Source organism: Rhodococcus sp. NPDC003348 (genome assembly GCF_053589375.1).
On sequence record NZ_JBSFRT010000003.1, the window covers coordinates 156,076 to 171,860 of the forward strand.

15 protein-coding genes are annotated in these 15,785 nt (G+C 67.4%); 6 read left to right on the forward strand and 9 right to left on the reverse strand.

What is annotated here, in order from left to right:
- The first annotated feature begins 2 nt into the window (after positions 1 to 2).
- Genes ACWDU4_RS03240 through ACWDU4_RS03250 form a run of 3 tightly spaced genes read left to right on the forward strand, consistent with a single transcriptional unit; the run spans position 3 to position 2,646 of the window.
- Entirely contained in the window at positions 3 to 770 is a 768-nt protein-coding gene (locus ACWDU4_RS03240; protein WP_450112407.1) for a CoA transferase subunit A, read from the forward strand.
- Entirely contained in the window at positions 767 to 1,420 is a 654-nt protein-coding gene (locus ACWDU4_RS03245; protein WP_450112408.1) for a 3-oxoacid CoA-transferase subunit B, read from the forward strand. Before ACWDU4_RS03240 ends, ACWDU4_RS03245 begins: the two co-directional genes overlap by 4 nt.
- A gap of 29 nt (positions 1,421 to 1,449) precedes the next feature.
- Entirely contained in the window at positions 1,450 to 2,646 is a 1,197-nt protein-coding gene (locus ACWDU4_RS03250) for an acetyl-CoA C-acetyltransferase (protein WP_450112409.1), read from the forward strand.
- Positions 2,647 to 2,709: 63 nt separating this feature from the next.
- On the opposite strand, the gene ACWDU4_RS03255 is transcribed toward ACWDU4_RS03250, so the two are convergent.
- The 8 genes from ACWDU4_RS03255 to ACWDU4_RS03290 are packed head-to-tail and all read right to left on the reverse strand — an operon-like array spanning position 2,710 to position 11,701.
- Positions 2,710 to 4,257: a flavin-containing monooxygenase gene (locus tag ACWDU4_RS03255; protein ID WP_450112410.1), complete on the reverse strand. Its 1,548-nt coding sequence runs from the start codon at positions 4,255 to 4,257 to the stop codon at positions 2,710 to 2,712.
- Positions 4,254 to 5,108 (reverse strand): alpha/beta fold hydrolase, encoded by an 855-nt coding sequence (locus ACWDU4_RS03260; protein WP_450112411.1) that lies wholly within the window; start codon positions 5,106 to 5,108, stop codon positions 4,254 to 4,256. Before ACWDU4_RS03260 ends, ACWDU4_RS03255 begins: the two co-directional genes overlap by 4 nt.
- A gap of 8 nt (positions 5,109 to 5,116) precedes the next feature.
- On the reverse strand, positions 5,117 to 5,872 hold the full coding sequence (locus ACWDU4_RS03265; protein WP_450112412.1) for an aspartate/glutamate racemase family protein: 756 nt from the start codon (positions 5,870 to 5,872) through the stop codon (positions 5,117 to 5,119).
- Positions 5,869 to 7,203 (reverse strand): acetylornithine deacetylase, encoded by a 1,335-nt coding sequence (locus ACWDU4_RS03270; protein WP_450112413.1) that lies wholly within the window; start codon positions 7,201 to 7,203, stop codon positions 5,869 to 5,871. The genes ACWDU4_RS03265 and ACWDU4_RS03270 overlap by 4 nt, the downstream gene beginning before the upstream one ends.
- Complete coding sequence (locus ACWDU4_RS03275) at positions 7,196 to 8,515, reverse strand: amidase (protein ID WP_450112414.1); 1,320 nt, start codon at positions 8,513 to 8,515, stop codon at positions 7,196 to 7,198. Before ACWDU4_RS03275 ends, ACWDU4_RS03270 begins: the two co-directional genes overlap by 8 nt.
- A gap of 5 nt (positions 8,516 to 8,520) precedes the next feature.
- A complete protein-coding gene (locus ACWDU4_RS03280; protein WP_450112415.1) occupies positions 8,521 to 9,399 on the reverse strand; it encodes a VOC family protein in 879 nt (292 codons plus the stop codon).
- Positions 9,400 to 9,452: 53 nt separating this feature from the next.
- A complete protein-coding gene (locus ACWDU4_RS03285) occupies positions 9,453 to 10,505 on the reverse strand; it encodes an FAD-binding oxidoreductase (protein WP_450112416.1) in 1,053 nt (350 codons plus the stop codon).
- A 2-nt stretch (positions 10,506 to 10,507) separates the two neighbouring features.
- The gene (locus tag ACWDU4_RS03290) at positions 10,508 to 11,701 is read right to left on the reverse strand and encodes a Rieske 2Fe-2S domain-containing protein (RefSeq protein ID WP_450112417.1); all 1,194 of its coding nucleotides are present in this window, start codon (positions 11,699 to 11,701) and stop codon (positions 10,508 to 10,510) included.
- A 271-nt stretch (positions 11,702 to 11,972) separates the two neighbouring features.
- On the opposite strand from ACWDU4_RS03290, the gene ACWDU4_RS03295 reads away from it, so the two are divergent.
- Positions 11,973 to 12,563 carry a helix-turn-helix domain-containing protein gene (locus ACWDU4_RS03295; RefSeq protein ID WP_450112418.1) on the forward strand — a complete coding sequence of 197 codons (591 nt, stop codon included), beginning with the start codon at positions 11,973 to 11,975 and terminating at the stop codon, positions 12,561 to 12,563.
- A 79-nt stretch (positions 12,564 to 12,642) separates the two neighbouring features.
- Here the strand turns inward: ACWDU4_RS03295 and ACWDU4_RS03300 are convergent, their stop codons facing one another.
- Positions 12,643 to 13,380 (reverse strand): IclR family transcriptional regulator, encoded by a 738-nt coding sequence (locus ACWDU4_RS03300; protein WP_450112419.1) that lies wholly within the window; start codon positions 13,378 to 13,380, stop codon positions 12,643 to 12,645.
- A gap of 141 nt (positions 13,381 to 13,521) precedes the next feature.
- Here ACWDU4_RS03300 and ACWDU4_RS03305 point away from each other — a divergent pair, with 141 nt between their 5' ends.
- Together ACWDU4_RS03305 and ACWDU4_RS03310 are read left to right on the forward strand one after the other, a co-directional pair.
- On the forward strand, positions 13,522 to 14,952 hold the full coding sequence (locus tag ACWDU4_RS03305) for an acyl-CoA synthetase (protein ID WP_450112420.1): 1,431 nt from the start codon (positions 13,522 to 13,524) through the stop codon (positions 14,950 to 14,952).
- Entirely contained in the window at positions 14,949 to 15,737 is a 789-nt protein-coding gene (locus ACWDU4_RS03310; RefSeq protein WP_450112421.1) for an enoyl-CoA hydratase/isomerase family protein, read from the forward strand. Before ACWDU4_RS03305 ends, ACWDU4_RS03310 begins: the two co-directional genes overlap by 4 nt.
- Positions 15,738 to 15,785 lie beyond the last annotated feature (48 nt).

Consider the following 15,785-nt stretch of genomic DNA (forward strand, 5'->3'; position numbering starts at 1 on the left):
GGATGGGAACGACAGTGTTCGCCACGACGACCGAAGCGGTCGCCGACATCGGCGACGGCGCCACGATCGCCGTCGGAGGGTTCGGGCTGTGCGGGATTCCCGACGCCCTGATCGATGCGCTCCGCGCGTCCGGGGTCGGCAACCTCGAGGTGTTCTCCAACAACTGCGGCGTCGACGACCACGGTCTCGGAATCCTCCTCGGCGCCAAGCAGATCAGCCGCGTCACCGCCTCGTATGTCGGCGAGAACAAGGAATTCGCGCGCCAGTACCTCTCCGGTGAACTCGAGGTCGAACTGACCCCACAGGGCACCCTCGCCGAGCGCCTCCGTGCGGGCGGTGCCGGCATTCCCGCGTTCTTCACCCCCGCCGGTGTCGGCACCCCCGTCGCCGACGGCGGCCTGCCGTGGCGCTACGACGCCGACGGCTCCGTCGCGGTCGCGTCCCCACCCAAGGAGACCCGCGAGTTCGGCGGCAAGCGGTACGTGATGGAACACGGCATCTCCGCCGACTTCGCCCTCGTGCACGCCGTCCGCGGCGACACCGCGGGCAACCTGGTCTTCGACAAGACCGCACTGAACTTCAACCCCCTCGCGGCGATGGCGGGCAAGGTCACCATCGCGCAGGTCGAGGAACTCGTCCCCGCCGGCGAGCTCGATCCGGCCCAGGTGCACCTGCCGGGCGTGTTCGTCCAGCGGATCGTGCACACCGGCCCCCAGAACAGGCGCATCGAGAAGCGCACCGTGACTGCGACCGAAGGAGCCTCGCGATGACCGGATGGACCCGCGACGAGATGGCCGCGCGTGCGGCCGCGGAGATGATCGACGGCGAGTACGTCAACCTCGGCATCGGCCTGCCGACGCTGATCCCCGGCTACCTGACCGACGACGTGCGGGTGACCCTGCACTCGGAGAACGGCATCCTCGGCACCGGCCCGTACCCGACCGACGACGCGGTCGACCCGGACCTGATCAACGCGGGCAAGGAGACCGTCACCGTCAATCCCGGTGCCGCGTTCTTCGATTCGGCGTTGTCGTTCGGCATGATTCGCGGCGGCCACATCGACACCGCGGTCCTCGGCGGCATGCAGGTGTCGGCCACCGGCGACCTCGCCAACTGGATGGTGCCCGGCAAGATGGTCAAGGGCATGGGTGGCGCGATGGACCTCGTGCACGGCGCACGACGCGTCATCGTGGTCATGGAGCACACCGACCGTGACGGCGGCGCGAAGATCGTCGAGTCCTGCAGCCTGCCGCTGACCGGGCAGGGCGTCGTCAACCGGATCATCACCAACCTCGCGGTGATCGACGTGGTCGGCGACGGCACCCTCGCGCTGGTCGAGTTGGCGCCCGGCGTGACGGTCGACGATGTCACCGCCGCGACCGACGCCCCGCTGGACATCCGCCTGCCCGAACTCGTCTGAGCAACCTGCACTTTCGAAAGGAAACATCCGTGACGGACAACGTTTCGGTCATCGTCGCCGGATCCCGGACCCCGGTGGGTCGATTGCTCGGTTCCTTGAAGGACTTCTCGGGATCGGACCTCGGTGGGATCGCGATCAAGGGCGCGCTCGACAAGGCCGGGGTCGCCCCCGAGCAGGTCGAGTACGTGATCATGGGCCAGGTCCTCACCGCCGGTGCCGGGCAGATCCCCGCCCGCCAGGCCGCGGTCGCAGCAGGCATCCCGATGAGCGTGCCCGCGCTGACGATCAACAAGGTGTGCCTGTCCGGCATCAACGCCATCGCGATGGCCGACCAGCTGATCCGCGCCGGCGAGTTCGACATCGTCGTCGCCGGCGGCCAGGAGTCGATGTCCCGCGCACCGCACATGCTCGAGAAGTCCCGGCAGGGCTTCAAGTACGGCGACGTCACCCTGCGCGACCACATGGCCTACGACGGCCTGCACGACATCTTCACCGACCAGCCGATGGGCAACCTCACCGAATCCGCCAACGCCGGGGAGAAGTTCGTCTCCCGCGAGGAGCAGGACGCCTTCGCCGCCGCCTCGCACCAGCGCGCGGCCCGCGCCTGGAAGGACGGGGTGTTCGACACCGAGGTCGTGCCGGTGACCATCCCGCAGCGCAAGGGCGACCCGATCGTCGTCACCGAGGACGAGGGCATCCGCCCCGACACCACCGCCGAGTCCCTCGCCGGACTGCGCCCCTCCTTCTCCAAGGACGGCACCGTCACCGCCGGCTCCGCCTCGCAGATCTCCGACGGCGCCGCGGCGGTCGTCGTGATGTCCAAGACCAAGGCCCAGGAACTGGGCCTGGAGTGGATCGCGGAGATCGGATCCGCCGGCGTCGTCGCCGGACCCGACTCGACGCTGCAGTCGCAGCCCGCCAACGCGATCGCCAAGGCGTGCGAGCGGGAGGGCATCGACCCGAAGGACCTCGACCTGGTCGAGATCAACGAGGCGTTCGCCGCCGTCGGCATCGCCTCCACCCGCGAACTCGGCATCGACCCCGCCAAGGTCAACGTCAACGGCGGCGCCATCGCCATCGGCCACCCCCTCGGCATGTCCGGCGCCCGCATCACCCTGCACCTGGCGCTCGAACTGGCCCGCCGCGGCGGCGGCGTCGGCGCGGCCGCACTGTGCGGCGGCGGCGGCCAGGGCGACGCCCTCATCGTCCGCGTACCCAAGAAGTAAGGCAGACAACGAAAGGCCCCGGTGTCGCGGCGGAGGTGCGCGACACCGGGGCCTCCCCGAGCTCTACAGTCGAGTTGATGGCGCCGTCACGCCGTGACGGCGCATCAACACGCGGGTGGTTCGACGGTACGACGCCGGCCGGGCGGGCAGGAACCACTGCGCGGTCCGTGTCAGCGTCCCCACGTTCGCGTCGATCTCGTCGAGCACCTCGTCGACCTGTCGCAACGAGAACGGGATGATGTTCGTGCCGCGGGCGGGCTTGCCCTCGCTGCGTTCGATCATCCAGTCCAGCCGGGTCCGCACGAAGGCGCGCCGATCCTCGAGCGGCGGCAACTGCGTGCCACCGAGCATGTGGTCGGTCGCCCACAGCGCGGCGGCCTCGGCGCTGAGCGGGCTGAACAGCGACGACCCGTAGCCGACGAAGTACAGGTTCGGGACGTCGAGCGGCAGAATCTGCCGGTACAGCTGGAAGTTGCCCTCGTCGTCGGTCAGCCTGTCCTGCATCTCCTCGGTCAGGAACGGTACGCGTTGCTGGAATCCGGTGGCGCACACGATGACATCCGCCGGAATCACGGTGCCGTCGCTGAGCTCGGCCACGGGCTTGCCGTCCTTCTCGTGCAGCGCAGTGATGACGGTCCCTCGTCGGACACCGATCGTGCCGTCCGCCACCTTCTCGTAGAACTGTTCGGTCGCCAGGCTCACCGCGTGTCGGACGATTCGCTCGAACGATCCCTCCGGCACCAGCCCGACCCGGTCGAGGAGCAACTGCTTCTGCGCGACGGACTGAACGGCGCCGAGCAGACCGTTGCGCAGGAAGCGGCCGGGACCGATGAGGAACCGCCCGAACCCACGCTGGTCGATGTGCTCGAAGAGCCCCTCACTCAGTCGGGTGAGCAGAACGTACTTGTAGTTCAGTACGTTCCCGAGCTTGCGCGGCATCTTCCACGTGACTTCGCGGGCGACGACCGTCATGGAGGCGGAGACCTCGCTGAGTGCCTCGGCGACGTCGCATGCGGACTTTCCGTAGCCCACGACCAGTACGTCCCTGCCCGCGGCGTCCTCGAGCCGATGGAAGTCGGACGCCGCACACAACCGCCCGCCCGCCTGCTCGTAGTCGTCGACACCGGGATACGGGGGCACGAACGGGTCGCAGAAGATCCCGTTCGCGATCACGAGACGGTCGTACCGCTGCTCATCGACGCGGCCGGACTCGACCTCGCGGGATGTCACCGACCAGAACCCGGTGTCCTCGTCCTGGACAGCCGCGGTCACCTCGGTGCCCAGGCGCAGGTGCGGCACCAACCCGAAGTGCTCGGCGTACCCGGCCAGGTATTGCTGCACCTGCTCGCCGCTGGGCCACTCGGGATACCCGCGCGGCATCGGGTAGTCCGAGAATGCGTAGGTGCCCTTGTTGTTCTGCGTCGTCACACCGGGGTAACGCCGGGTGACGCTCCATACCCCGCCGACGTCCGGCGTGCGGTCGTACACCGTGACCTCGAAGCCGAACTGCCCGAGCACCTTCGCCGAGGACAGGCCAGCGACACCGGCCCCGATGACCGCGACCCGCATCGGATCCCCTGCGGATCCGCCGGGTGACCCGCTGGGGCTCACCGCCCCTCCCCCGACACGAGCGCCTCTCCGAGGAACTGGCTCACGAGCTGCTGGAAGCGCGCCGCATGTTCGATCTGCGTCCAGTGTCCGCACTTGCCGAACACGTGCAGCTGCGAGTTGGGGATGGTGTCGAACATGTGCTGGGACGCCGCCAGCGGCACGACCCGGTCTTCACGGCCGTGCAGGATGAGTACCTCGTGCTCGATCCCCGCCAGCTCATCGTCCGGCACGATCTGGGCGTCGAGGTGGCGCTGCCGCGGCTCCGGGAAGACCATCTCGAACGCCTCCTGAGCGCCCGGCCGGATCGTGGCGCGGTACCGCAGCTCGGCGAGTTCGTCGGTCACCAGAGACCGGTCGTACGCCATGATGTCCATGATCTTCTTCATGTTCTCGATCGACGGCTCATAGCCCCACAGCGCATCGAGTTCCGGGGTGAAGTCGAACTTCACGCCGCCGGCCCCCATCAGGACGATCCGACCGAGCCGGTCCGGGAACCGCGTCGCGAGGTGCAGTGCCAGACCGCCACCGAACGAGTTGCCCACCACGTGCACCTTCGGGATGTCCAGCCCGTCGAGCAGCGCCAGGACCTGGTCGATCCAGGTATCGAAGATCTCGAACCGCGCCGGTTCGGGCAGCGAGGTGTATCCGAACCCGACCAGGTCCGGTGCGATCACCCGGAAGTTCTCTGCGAGAACGGGAATCAGACCACGCCAGTTGGCCCAGGCCGACACGCCCGCGCCGGACCCGTGCAGCAACAGCACGGGATCACCAGTGCCGACGTCGTGGTAGTTGGTGTCGAACGATCCGGTCCGCAGGCTCTTCCCGACCTCGGGATTGATCACGGTTGTCATCTCGACTCCTAGTTCTGGAAGACGGACGCCACGGCCGACAGGAGGTCGTCCTGCGGTCGTTCGGGCGAGGGGTAGGCGCGCTTGCTGTGCGCGAGGTCGGTCTGCACGAGCATCTCGCACATCTTGTAGGCCACGACACCGGGATTGAGGACGGGAACGTCCAGTACGGACGACAGATGAGCGTGACTCTGGTGCATCGTCGTCGAGCCGAGGACGATCACGTCGGCGCCGTCTTCCTCCACCGCGGCTCGCGCCTCGCGTTCGAGCGCGGCGAAGACGAATTCCTCCTTGCCGGCGAGCAATTCGGCGGCGTCGGGGCGCACACCGATGTCGCGCACCGATGCCATGCGACCGGTCAGCCCGTTCTCGCGGGCGGCCTTGTGGTACAGCTCGTGCCACTGCGGCCACATCGTCACGACCGAGAATCGCTTGCCGAGCAGGCACGCGAGCAGCATCGTGGCCTGGCTCGGCGCGACGACCGGGATCGTCAACCTGGACCGAAGGGCCGCGAGCGCGGAATCGCTCATCGAGTTGACACACACGCCGGCGTATCCCTGCTCCTCCGCTCTGCATCCGACGTCGAGCACGAAGGCGTCCGCGAGGGTCGTCTCGTACGCGCTGTCGAGCGCACCGCCGCCCGCGCGCGCCGACACGAATACGTTCTCGAACGCCGGGTGCACGAAGTCGCCGGAGAGCTGGGAGGCGAACGCATCCAATGCCTCCGGAGGGACCGGTACGGGGACGATGTTGAGTACACGCTTCACAGTTCGAGTTCCTCTCTGGTACGAGTGAGGGTGTCGACGACGGCATACGCGACCGCTCGGGTCGCTGTCATCACGTCGGACACCGATGCAACACCCATGCCGCCCAGCCCCTCGTTCAGTTCGTCGGGGGCGGTAGCGGGCGGCCACGGGTAACCGATTCGAGCACAAGGAATTCCGAGACGACGGATGAGCGTGCCGTCCGTCTGCCCACCCAGCAGCGGAGTCGTCTCGTAAGGCCGCCCCTCGACCTCCTCCCACCCGCGGCGGCAGGACTGGATGATCCAGTTCGCGGTGTCGGTCATGCCTCCGGGGAGGGACCCGTACATCTCCCAGTCCAGTTCGGTGTCCGGGTGACGACACCGCACACCGGCGATCATCTCCGCGAACTGGTGACGGACATCGGCGGGCGTGACCCGCGGGTTGACCCGGACGTCGAGGTAGATCTCCGTGGTGGCCGATGGAAACGCCGGCTTGTCCGGACTGCCGGAGCGCACCGCCGAGATCCAGCCCTCGGGCAGGGTGGATCCCGAGGTGTTCCGTGCGGTGTACTCCGGAAGCCACTGCTCGATCTCCTGAATCACGGTCGCGGCCGGGACGATCGACGAGCGGAAACCGTCCGTGCCGCGCGTGATACCCGCGTAGCCGAAGGTGCCGCGCACCGAAACCTTGAACCAGCACATTCCCGGTTCCTCGGGGTACACCGCCCACCACGGCTTCAGCACGATCGCGTGGTCCGGCATCATGCCGTGCGTGAGCATGTGGAACACGCCGCTGCTCATCCCCACGTGGTCGCGGTTGCTCATCGTCACCGGCATGCCGCCGCCTGCGAATCCGATCGCGAGGTCGCCGACCAAAGGTATGTCCGCGTCGACGACCGCGTTCATCACCTCGGTGAGTCCGGCAACCATGCACTTCGGGTTGGAGGCGCCCAGTCCGATCACGAGATCGCCGTCGACCTTCGCCTGGGGAACCATGTCGGGGCGCAACGACTTCCCCACCCACGGCACGTCCGCCTCGGGGTCGATGTGGGTGTCGATGGGCGCGTACAGCAGCAGGCGGCTCCCTCCGCCCGTTCCGGCCAGTTCACCGACGGCGTTGCCCGTGTGCTCCGACACCGCCTGGTATCGCGCGTCGATCCCGACCCGGTCCCGGAGGTGGGTCGCCATGAACTCGGACGCGACCCGCTCCCGGCCCGTCGGGCTGTGGATGTCGATCAGGTCGACCAGCAGGTCACGGAACCGGTCCTGATCCAGCTTCGAGCAGACCTGCTCGTACATCTCCCGACGCGTGTCGTCGAGTGGCAGTCGTACGGTCGTCTCCGGCTCAGTCACGTTCGATCTCCTCCGGTACTTCCGGGCGCTCCGCCAGTCCGACGCTGTCGGTGAGGCTGGTGGCCACCCGAATCAGCGCCTGGTCGGCGTGTGCCGGTGCGATGAGCTGGATCCCGAGCGGCAGCCCGTATGCGCCGCGCCCGGTGGGCAGTCCGACTGCGGGACAGCCGCTCACGCTGGCCAGCTTGTTGAACACGGGATCGCCGGTGCTCGTCAGACCCGCCGGCGCCTCCCCTGGCGCGGCGAGCGTCAGCAGCAGGTCTACTTCCGCGAGGGCCCGGTCCACGAACGCTCGCGCGGAGCGCAGCACCCGACGCGCCCGCTGGATCTCGCTCGCCGGCGCGGTTCGTCCGGCGAGGAGGAAGGCGTGCAACTGGTCGCTGATCCGTTCCGGACGCGAACGGTGGATCCGATCGGCGAGCGCCGCGGACGCCTCGGCCGCCATGATGAGCGTGTGTGCCTCGTCGAGGTCCGCCAGCTCCGCCGGTACCTCGATGTCACGGACGTTCGACACCACTTCGCCCATGCCCGAACGGAACTCCTCGAGCATGCTCGCAGCGGCGGGGGTCGCACGGTCCGCCCACGGCGGGCGCAGCACACCCACCCGCATGTCGCGCAGCGCCGGCAGGATCACCGAGTGCGGGGTGTGCGCTCCGTCCGACGCCAGCGACTCGTCCAGCGCTCCCAGCCATGCGGGATGGCGGGCGAATCCGCCGACGGTGTCGAAGGTGAGCGCCACGGGCAGCACGCCGTCGAACGGCCACCGGCCGTACGTCGGTTTCAGGGTGAACACGCCACAGAACGAGCCGGGGCGCAGCACCGAACCGGCGGTCTGCGTGCCGAGAGCCAGCGGCACCTGGCCGTCCGCCACCGCGGCGGCCGAACCGCTCGACGAGCCGCCGGGAGTGTGACCCAGCCCGTGCGGGTTCCGGGTCTGCGTCGGACGGTAGGTGGCGAACTCGGTGGTGGTCGTCTTCCCCAGGACGACGGCCCCGTCCCGGCGCAGGCGTCGCACCACTTCGGCGTCCCGTTCCGGGCGCCATCCCGCCCACAGCTCGGAGCCGTAGCCGGTTGGCTGGTCCCCGGTCTCGATGATGTCCTTGAGGCCGAACGGGATCCCGTGCAGTGCCGAGCGCCGCGGCTCGGCGTCGCGGGACCGGGCCTGCTCCAGCGCCAGATCGGGATCCAGGTGGGCCCACGCCTTGATCGCGTGGTCGCGGGCACCGATCCGTTCGAGGCAGTGTTCCACCGCGGCGGAACTGAGATTCTCGTCGGCCAGGATGTCCGCGAAGGGAGAGGAGACGACTGACATCCCGTTCACTCCGCCTTCTGCGGCTCGTGGCCCCAGCGGGACGGCGAGCGGAAGGTCTTGACCTCCCAGTCGTCGGAGCCGACGAGCTCGCCGCCGTAGCCGATCTCGATGGCGAATCCGGAGGGGGTACGCAGGTAGAAGGACGTCACACCGTCGTTGGTGTGCCGGCCGAAGGTCATCTGCAGCGCGATGGCGGCCTCGTTGATGATGTCGTACGCGCGCCCGACATCGTCGATCGATGTCACCTCGAGCATCAGGTGGTTGAAGTCCCCGCCCGTGAAACTGAAGCACTCGTTCATCAGCGCCAGGCTGTGGTGCCGCGGATTGCAGTGCAGGAAGGTGGCATCCGCACCGTCCCACACGATGTAGTCGGTCAACCGGAAGCCGAGGACGCGGGTGTAGAAGTCAACCGCCTTCGGGTAGTCCTTGCACATCAGGACCACGTGCCCCAGGCCGAGCTCACCGGTGACGAAACCACCGATCACGCCGCCCTGCGCCAACGGGAGGTGATCGATCGTCGGACCGAAGCAGACCTCGTTCGGGAACCCGTCGGCGTCGACGAATCGGAAGGCCGCCACCGCCATCCGTTCCTCCGGCGCACCCGTGTCGAGCCACTCCACGGCAAGGCCCTCGACGCCGACACGGTCCGCGATCGCGCGGAGTTCGTCGAGGCTGTCGACCTCCCACGTGATCGTCCGGATCCGATCCTCGGTCGCGGGGTACAGCGCGATTCGATGATGGTGGTCGTCGATGCGGATCAACAGCGGATCCTGATCGGACTCACGGGATCGTGCATGCAGACCCAGGAGGTCGACCAACACTCGGCGCCAAGCCTCCAGGTCCGTGACGTCGACGCTCAGAGCGCCCAGTCGCGAAATACTCATCTCTTGCCTCTGTTCGGAAGTCGAACCGCGTCGCCGCGCAGTTCAATCACGATCTAGCTGGGAAGGAACTGCTCGGCGTGGATACGCTCAGCCGGCATTCCGAGTTCGAGCAGCCGCTGTTCGGCGGCCTGCAGCATCGCCGGCGGCCCGCACAGGTACGCGGCCGTCTGTGGGTGCGCGACGTCGGCGGCGGTCAGGACGCTGACCGGATTCCCGACCAGGATGTCGGGGATCTCGACGGGTTCGTCGACGACCACCCGGACCGCCAGGTTGCGCATGAAGCTGCGGCGGGCGTCGAGTTCGTCGAGGTGGAACAGGTCGGCCCCACGCGTGCAGCCGAAGACGAGGCGGATCGGGTGATCGTCGCGCGCGGTCTGCAGTGTCTCCAGCATCGACAGCATCGGGGCCAGCCCGGTGCCGCCGGCGATCATCAGGGTCGGTCCCGGATCGTCCGCGAGCCCGAATCCTCCGATCGGTCCCTCGATTTCGATCCGGTCGCCGGTTGCGGCACCGCCGCGGAGGTAATCCGACATCGCGCCGGACGGGAGCACCCGAATCGTGAACGTCAGCTTCTTCCGGTCGCGCTCACCGGACGCCATCGAGTAGGAGCGCCATTCGTCGGTGCCGGGAACACGCATCCGCACGTACTGCCCGGCCCGGAACGAAAAGCGCACCGACTTGGGGAGTTTGAGCTGCAGCTCGACGACGCTCTCACCGAGCCACGTAATGGCGCCCACCTTGGCGGTGGTGACGATCACCGGGTACTCGTCGAGCATCGACGCCGGGTAGTCCAGTTCCACTTCGGAGTCCGCGAACGCGTGCGACTGACACAGCAGTCGGTGTCCGGCGTCCAACTCGTCCTGCCGCAACGAGTAGACCCGACCCTCGGGCATCACCACTTCACCGCAGGCGACCCGACCGACGCAGGTTCCGCAGGTACCGATCGTGCACTGACTCACCAGCCGGACACCGACCGCGTTCGCTGCTTCGAGAATCGTGGTGCCTGCCGGCACCGGAACTGTCTTCGTGCCGTCCGTGAACTTCAGGTGGACGTTGTTCGTGGTCACTGCGCACTCCGGAACTGCGTCGGTCGGGGCGATGGACATGGTCAGTCCTCGTCCTGGAAGGGCGACTCGAAGTAGCCACGCGGGTGCCGCGCTGCCATCTTGCGCCAGGCAATGATGGAATAGTCCATGTCGCAGAGCATCTCGTTGTTCCAGCCGTCGAACCGGGTGTAGTGCTCCTCGGTCGCCTCGCGGGCGAAGACGTCGCTGTTGTTGAAGCCTTCGAGCGCGAGCGGCAGCATGAAGTTGTCGTACTTGAAGTTGAACTCGGCGATCTCCTCGTCGGTGGTCGCGCGGGTCGCGATGATCTCCCAGTACTCGTGGTGATGGTCGTCGATCGGGACGTAGAACTCGTACTGCACGTGGTCGGTGATCGGCCAGTGCTCCACCATCAGGACGCCGGGCACCCACAGCGAGGTGCGGAAGTAGTGCGGCACCGTGCCGCGCGCCTTCATGTTGACCTTCGGGTTGTCGAGGCACGGCTTGTAGAGGTCCGGGCGGTCGTAGCGGTTCATCACGCCCTTGGGACCGTCCGGGATGTCGATCTCCTCGGTGGCCGAGTCGGTGAGGGCGTTGACGCCGAGGGGCAGGGCCCGGTCGAGCGCCACCAGGATCTGGTTGTCCCAGTGCACGAGAAGGTGCCCCGGATCGAGACCGTTCTCCGCGGCCAGGCGCCAGTTGCCCACCAGCTTGCGGTGGATACCGCGGATCACGATGCCCTGGTCCAGCAGATGCGGCACAGGATTGTCATTGGGGTCGTTGGTGACCGGTGCCGGCAGGTCGCTGCCGAGCGGCGGCGGAGTGCCGTAGTCCTCGTCCCCGACGAACACGTAGATGATCCCGTTCACCTCTTCGACGGGGTACGTGCGGATGCCGGCATTGCCGATCAGCGAGTCGTCGGGGTTGCCGACGATCGTGGTGAGGCTGCCATCCTCGAGGCCGTACGTGAATCCGTGGTACCAGCAGGTGATCGTGCCCTCCGACAGGCACATCGGCTTGGCGGACAGCTTCACGCCGCGGTGGATGCAGCGGTCCGACACGGCGTACGCCTTGCCCGCCGAACGGCGCACGGCGATGTCGTGGCCGCCGATCGTGATGCCCTTGACGGTGCCGTCCTCGAGTTCGCCGGACAGCAGTGCGGGGTACCAGTGGTTGGCGTAGCCCCAGTCGGCTTTGACGTAGGGCGCGTACTGCCGGGTCACGCCGGCGGACGAGCCGCTGTAAGAAGAACCGGTCATCGAAGAGACCTCCGTTGTGGTCTGAGTGAATGGGCTGTTCAGCTGCGGGGATGGGACCAGCTGCGCGAAGGCCCGGGCTGTGGGCCGCAAGTTCTGGAGAAGTCGAAACACCTTGGGTGTTGCGAGTCACACTATCAGTTGTCCATGGACTGTCAATAGATTTTTTATGGAACTTCGATGGACTCCTCCTGATACCGTGCACCCAGCGCCTATCGCTCCTTGCGGTTCGCGCCCGCGCCAGGTCGTCCGTCGAGGAACAGCGAAAGAGGACATGAGCCCCACCGACCCCCAGCCGTCCGGAGAGCCCGAATCGCTGGCGCCAGGACGGCGCTGGCACCTCGCGGAGAACGCCTACGAGGAGGGCCTCACCGCATTCGAGTTCGCGCTCCTGCAGGTGGAGAGCGGTTTCCAACGGTTCGCGGTCCAGGCGATCCGCGTCGCAGCGGACCTCGACCTGGGTTTCAACGAGGTGGTTGCGCTACACGTCGTTCGAATGCAGGAGCGGTCGAAGGACACCGCCACCATCGCGCAGCTGACCAATCGCGATGACCTGCCGAATCTGCAGTACAACTTGCGCAAGCTGGTCAGCATGGGACTTCTCGAGCGCACCAAGTCCGGCGCCGCGTCCGTCTTCACGGTGACCGCGAAGGGCCGCGAGATCACCGACCGCTATGCGCAGTTGCGCCGCCAGACCCTGGTGTCCAATCTCGAGGAACTGAGCGACATCACGACCAAGATGCACCACGCGGTCCGGTCGATGCAGGTGCTCACCGGTCTCTACGAGGCGGCCAGCCGCGAGCTCGCCACCATCAACACCGCGGTTCTGTTCGAGCCATTGCCCGACGACGAGACCGCAGGCTGAAGCCGCTGTTCAGCCGGCGAACACCGCCGGACAGAGCCGCCCGCGATCCAAGCGGACCCGGTCCTGGCCCGACTCGCCTTCAGGACAGGAAGCGCTCGATCGCGTCCCGCACGGCCAGCGCCTTCTCGCCGTACTCCCGATAGAGATCCGCGGTCAGGCGTGAGGCGGGACCGGAGACGCTGAAACAGCCGCGCACGGCTCCACCTCGCCCGCGCAGGGCGACCGCGACGGCGGCGATCCCGTCGTGCAGTCCCTGATCGGTCACCGCGTACCCGCGGCTTCGGATATCGGCGATCTCCCGGCGGAGCACCGCCGGATCGGTCACCGTGCGATCGGTCAGCTGAGCGAGTTCGGTCGACAGGAACTCCTCGACCTGGGTGTCCGGAAGCGATGCGAGGTAGGCCTTGCCCGTGGACGCCGCATGCAGAGGAAGCCGGGTTCCCAACGGAAGAAACGCCCGAAGCTGGTGCGCGCTGTCGAGGCGCTCGATCAGCACCAGCTCGCTTCCGTCCGGAACCGCCAAGTGGACGGTCTCACCGGTCGCGACCTGCAACCGGCTCAGCTCGGGGAGCGCCACGTCGCGCAGGTCGTCGCCGGCCGACATCGCACTGCCCACACTGAAGGCGCGGCCGGTGATCACCCACCGTCCCGCGTCGTTCGTCGCGGGACGCAACCAGCCTGCGTCGGCCAGGGTCTTGAGGCATCGCTGAACCGTGCTCTTGGGCACGTCGAGGCGCTTGCTCAGCTCCGACAGCCCGACGGGCTGCGCGGCCGCGACCTCCTCGAACACCCGGATCGCGGTGAGAACACTGTTCATTCAAGACCTTTCACACGCGTCGGTTGACTGCGAGCACCACGGGCTATACGTTAGCCGGACCACAATGTAGCACATCGGTCCACCATGCGGACCGATATGACCGAGACCGTCCGGTAAGGACTTCAGAAGGGACCTTCACCGATGACCACCCTCATACCCGGGCCGCTGCTGACATCTCTCGATCCCGGCAACGGCGCCGAGGATCGCTGCGCCGTCCGTGTCGGAGACAACGCACTCACCAGGTCCGAACTGATCGCAGCGGCATCCGCCGTGGCAGACGAAATCACCGGCGCCACAAGAGTTGCCATCGACGCCACTGCGAGCATCGAGACAGTGATTGCGACGACCGCGTGCCTGATGACGGGTGTGACCGCGGTACCGGTGCCACCGGACTCGGGTCCGGCCGAACGGAACCACATCCTGAAAGATTCGAACGCGCAGTTGTGGCTCGGCGCCGAGCGCTCGGACGTCACCCTCCCCCTCGTCCCGGTCGACGCGCGCGCTCGATCCGGATCGACGCACCTCGAGCCCGATCCCGGAACCGCCGCGATGATCATGTACACCTCGGGCACCACCGGGGCCCCGAAGGGTGTCGTGCTCTCTCGCTCGGCAGTGGCTGCGGGGCTTGACGGACTGGCCGAAGCCTGGGACTGGGGGCCCCACGACACCCTCGTTCACGGGCTTCCACTGTTCCACGTGCACGGACTCATCCTCGGCGTCGTGGGCGCGCTCCGACACGGCTCACCGCTCGTGCACACCGTGCGACCCACACCGGAAGGATATGCGGCAGCTGGCGGTTCGTTGTACTTCGGCGTTCCCACCGTGTGGTCCCGGGTGTGCGCCGACGAGTCTGCCGCCCGCGCCCTCGGCTCTGCCCGACTCCTCGTCTCGGGCAGCGCTCCCCTGCCAGTGCCCGTCTTCGAGCGCATGTTGTCGCTCACCGGATCCGCTCCGGTCGAGCGCTACGGAATGAGCGAGACCATCATCACGCTCAGCACACGGTTCGACGGCGAGAGGCGACCCGGCTGGGTGGGACTCCCGATCGGGGGCGTGGCGAGCCGGCTGCGAGATCAGGCGGGCAACCCGGTACCGAACGACGGAGAAACCCTCGGGCAGTTGGAGATCACGGGTCCGACCCTCTTCGACGGATACCTGGACAACCCCGAGAAGACCGCAGAGTCGATGACCGACGACGGGTGGTTCAAGACAGGGGACATCGCCGTCGTCGACGAGCAGGGCTTCCACCGCATCGTCGGGCGGGAGTCGATCGACATGATCAAGTCGGGCGGCTACCGGATCGGTGCGGGGGAGGTCGAGCAGGCACTGCTGAATCATCCCGGCATCAGCGAGGCCGCGGTCGTCGGCGTACCGGACGACGACCTCGGACAGCGGATCGTTGCGTACGTCGTCGGCGACTGCCACGACCATCGCGAGCTGTCGAACTTCGTCGCACAGACACTGTCGATCCACAAACGCCCACGCGAGATTCGCGTCGTGGACGTCCTGCCGCGCAACGCAATGGGCAAGGTCCAGAAGAAGCTGCTCGTCGAGGACGTCCAGGCGGGTCGATGACCACGCCGGCGTGTCCCGGCCGGATCAGGATCGCCATCGATCAGGACGTTGCGGTCCTCACGATCGACCATCCCCGCCGATGCAACGCACTGACCGGGCAGATGCTCTCCGAGTTGACGAACGCTCTGGCGTGTCTGGCCGATGATCCCGCGGTGTCCGTGCTCGTCGTGACCGGTTCCGGGCCCCATTTCTGTGCCGGAATGGACATTCACGAGCTGAGGTCGGCAAGGAGATCCGGAATTCGGATGGAAGACCGGGTCACCGATGCGGAAGAGACTCTGGCGGCCTTCCCCAAACCGACGGTCGCGGTCGTCTCCGGCTACTGCATCGGCGGCGGCGCACAGCTCGCATTGGCGTGCGACATACGCATCGCTGCGGAGGACGCCGAGTTCGCGGTGACACCGGCAAGGCTCGGCGTCATCTACCCGCCCCGGACGATCACGAGATTGGTCCGCACGCTCGGGCCCGCCACCGCCAAACGCTTGGTGATCACCGGCGACCGAGTGGATTCCGCGACCGCGCTGCGGGTGGGACTGATCTCGGAAGTCGTGCCCGGAGAATTTCTCCGTTCGCGCGCGGCCGCGCTGGCAGCCACGATCGCAACTCGGTCCTCGATCACCCAGCGGGCGGCCAAGGAGATGATCGACGCCGCGGCAGCCGAGGGAATCGAGCCCGAACTCGAACACCGCTGGGCCAGTGTCCGCAACCCCGATCTCCACATCGGTCTCGACGCCTTTCTCACCGGCAGCACCCCGCAGTTCACCAGGTCCGCGGCGGCGCCCTGATCGTCCGCCTCCTCAAGATGTAAGGCAGCCAACGAAAGACCCCCGGCG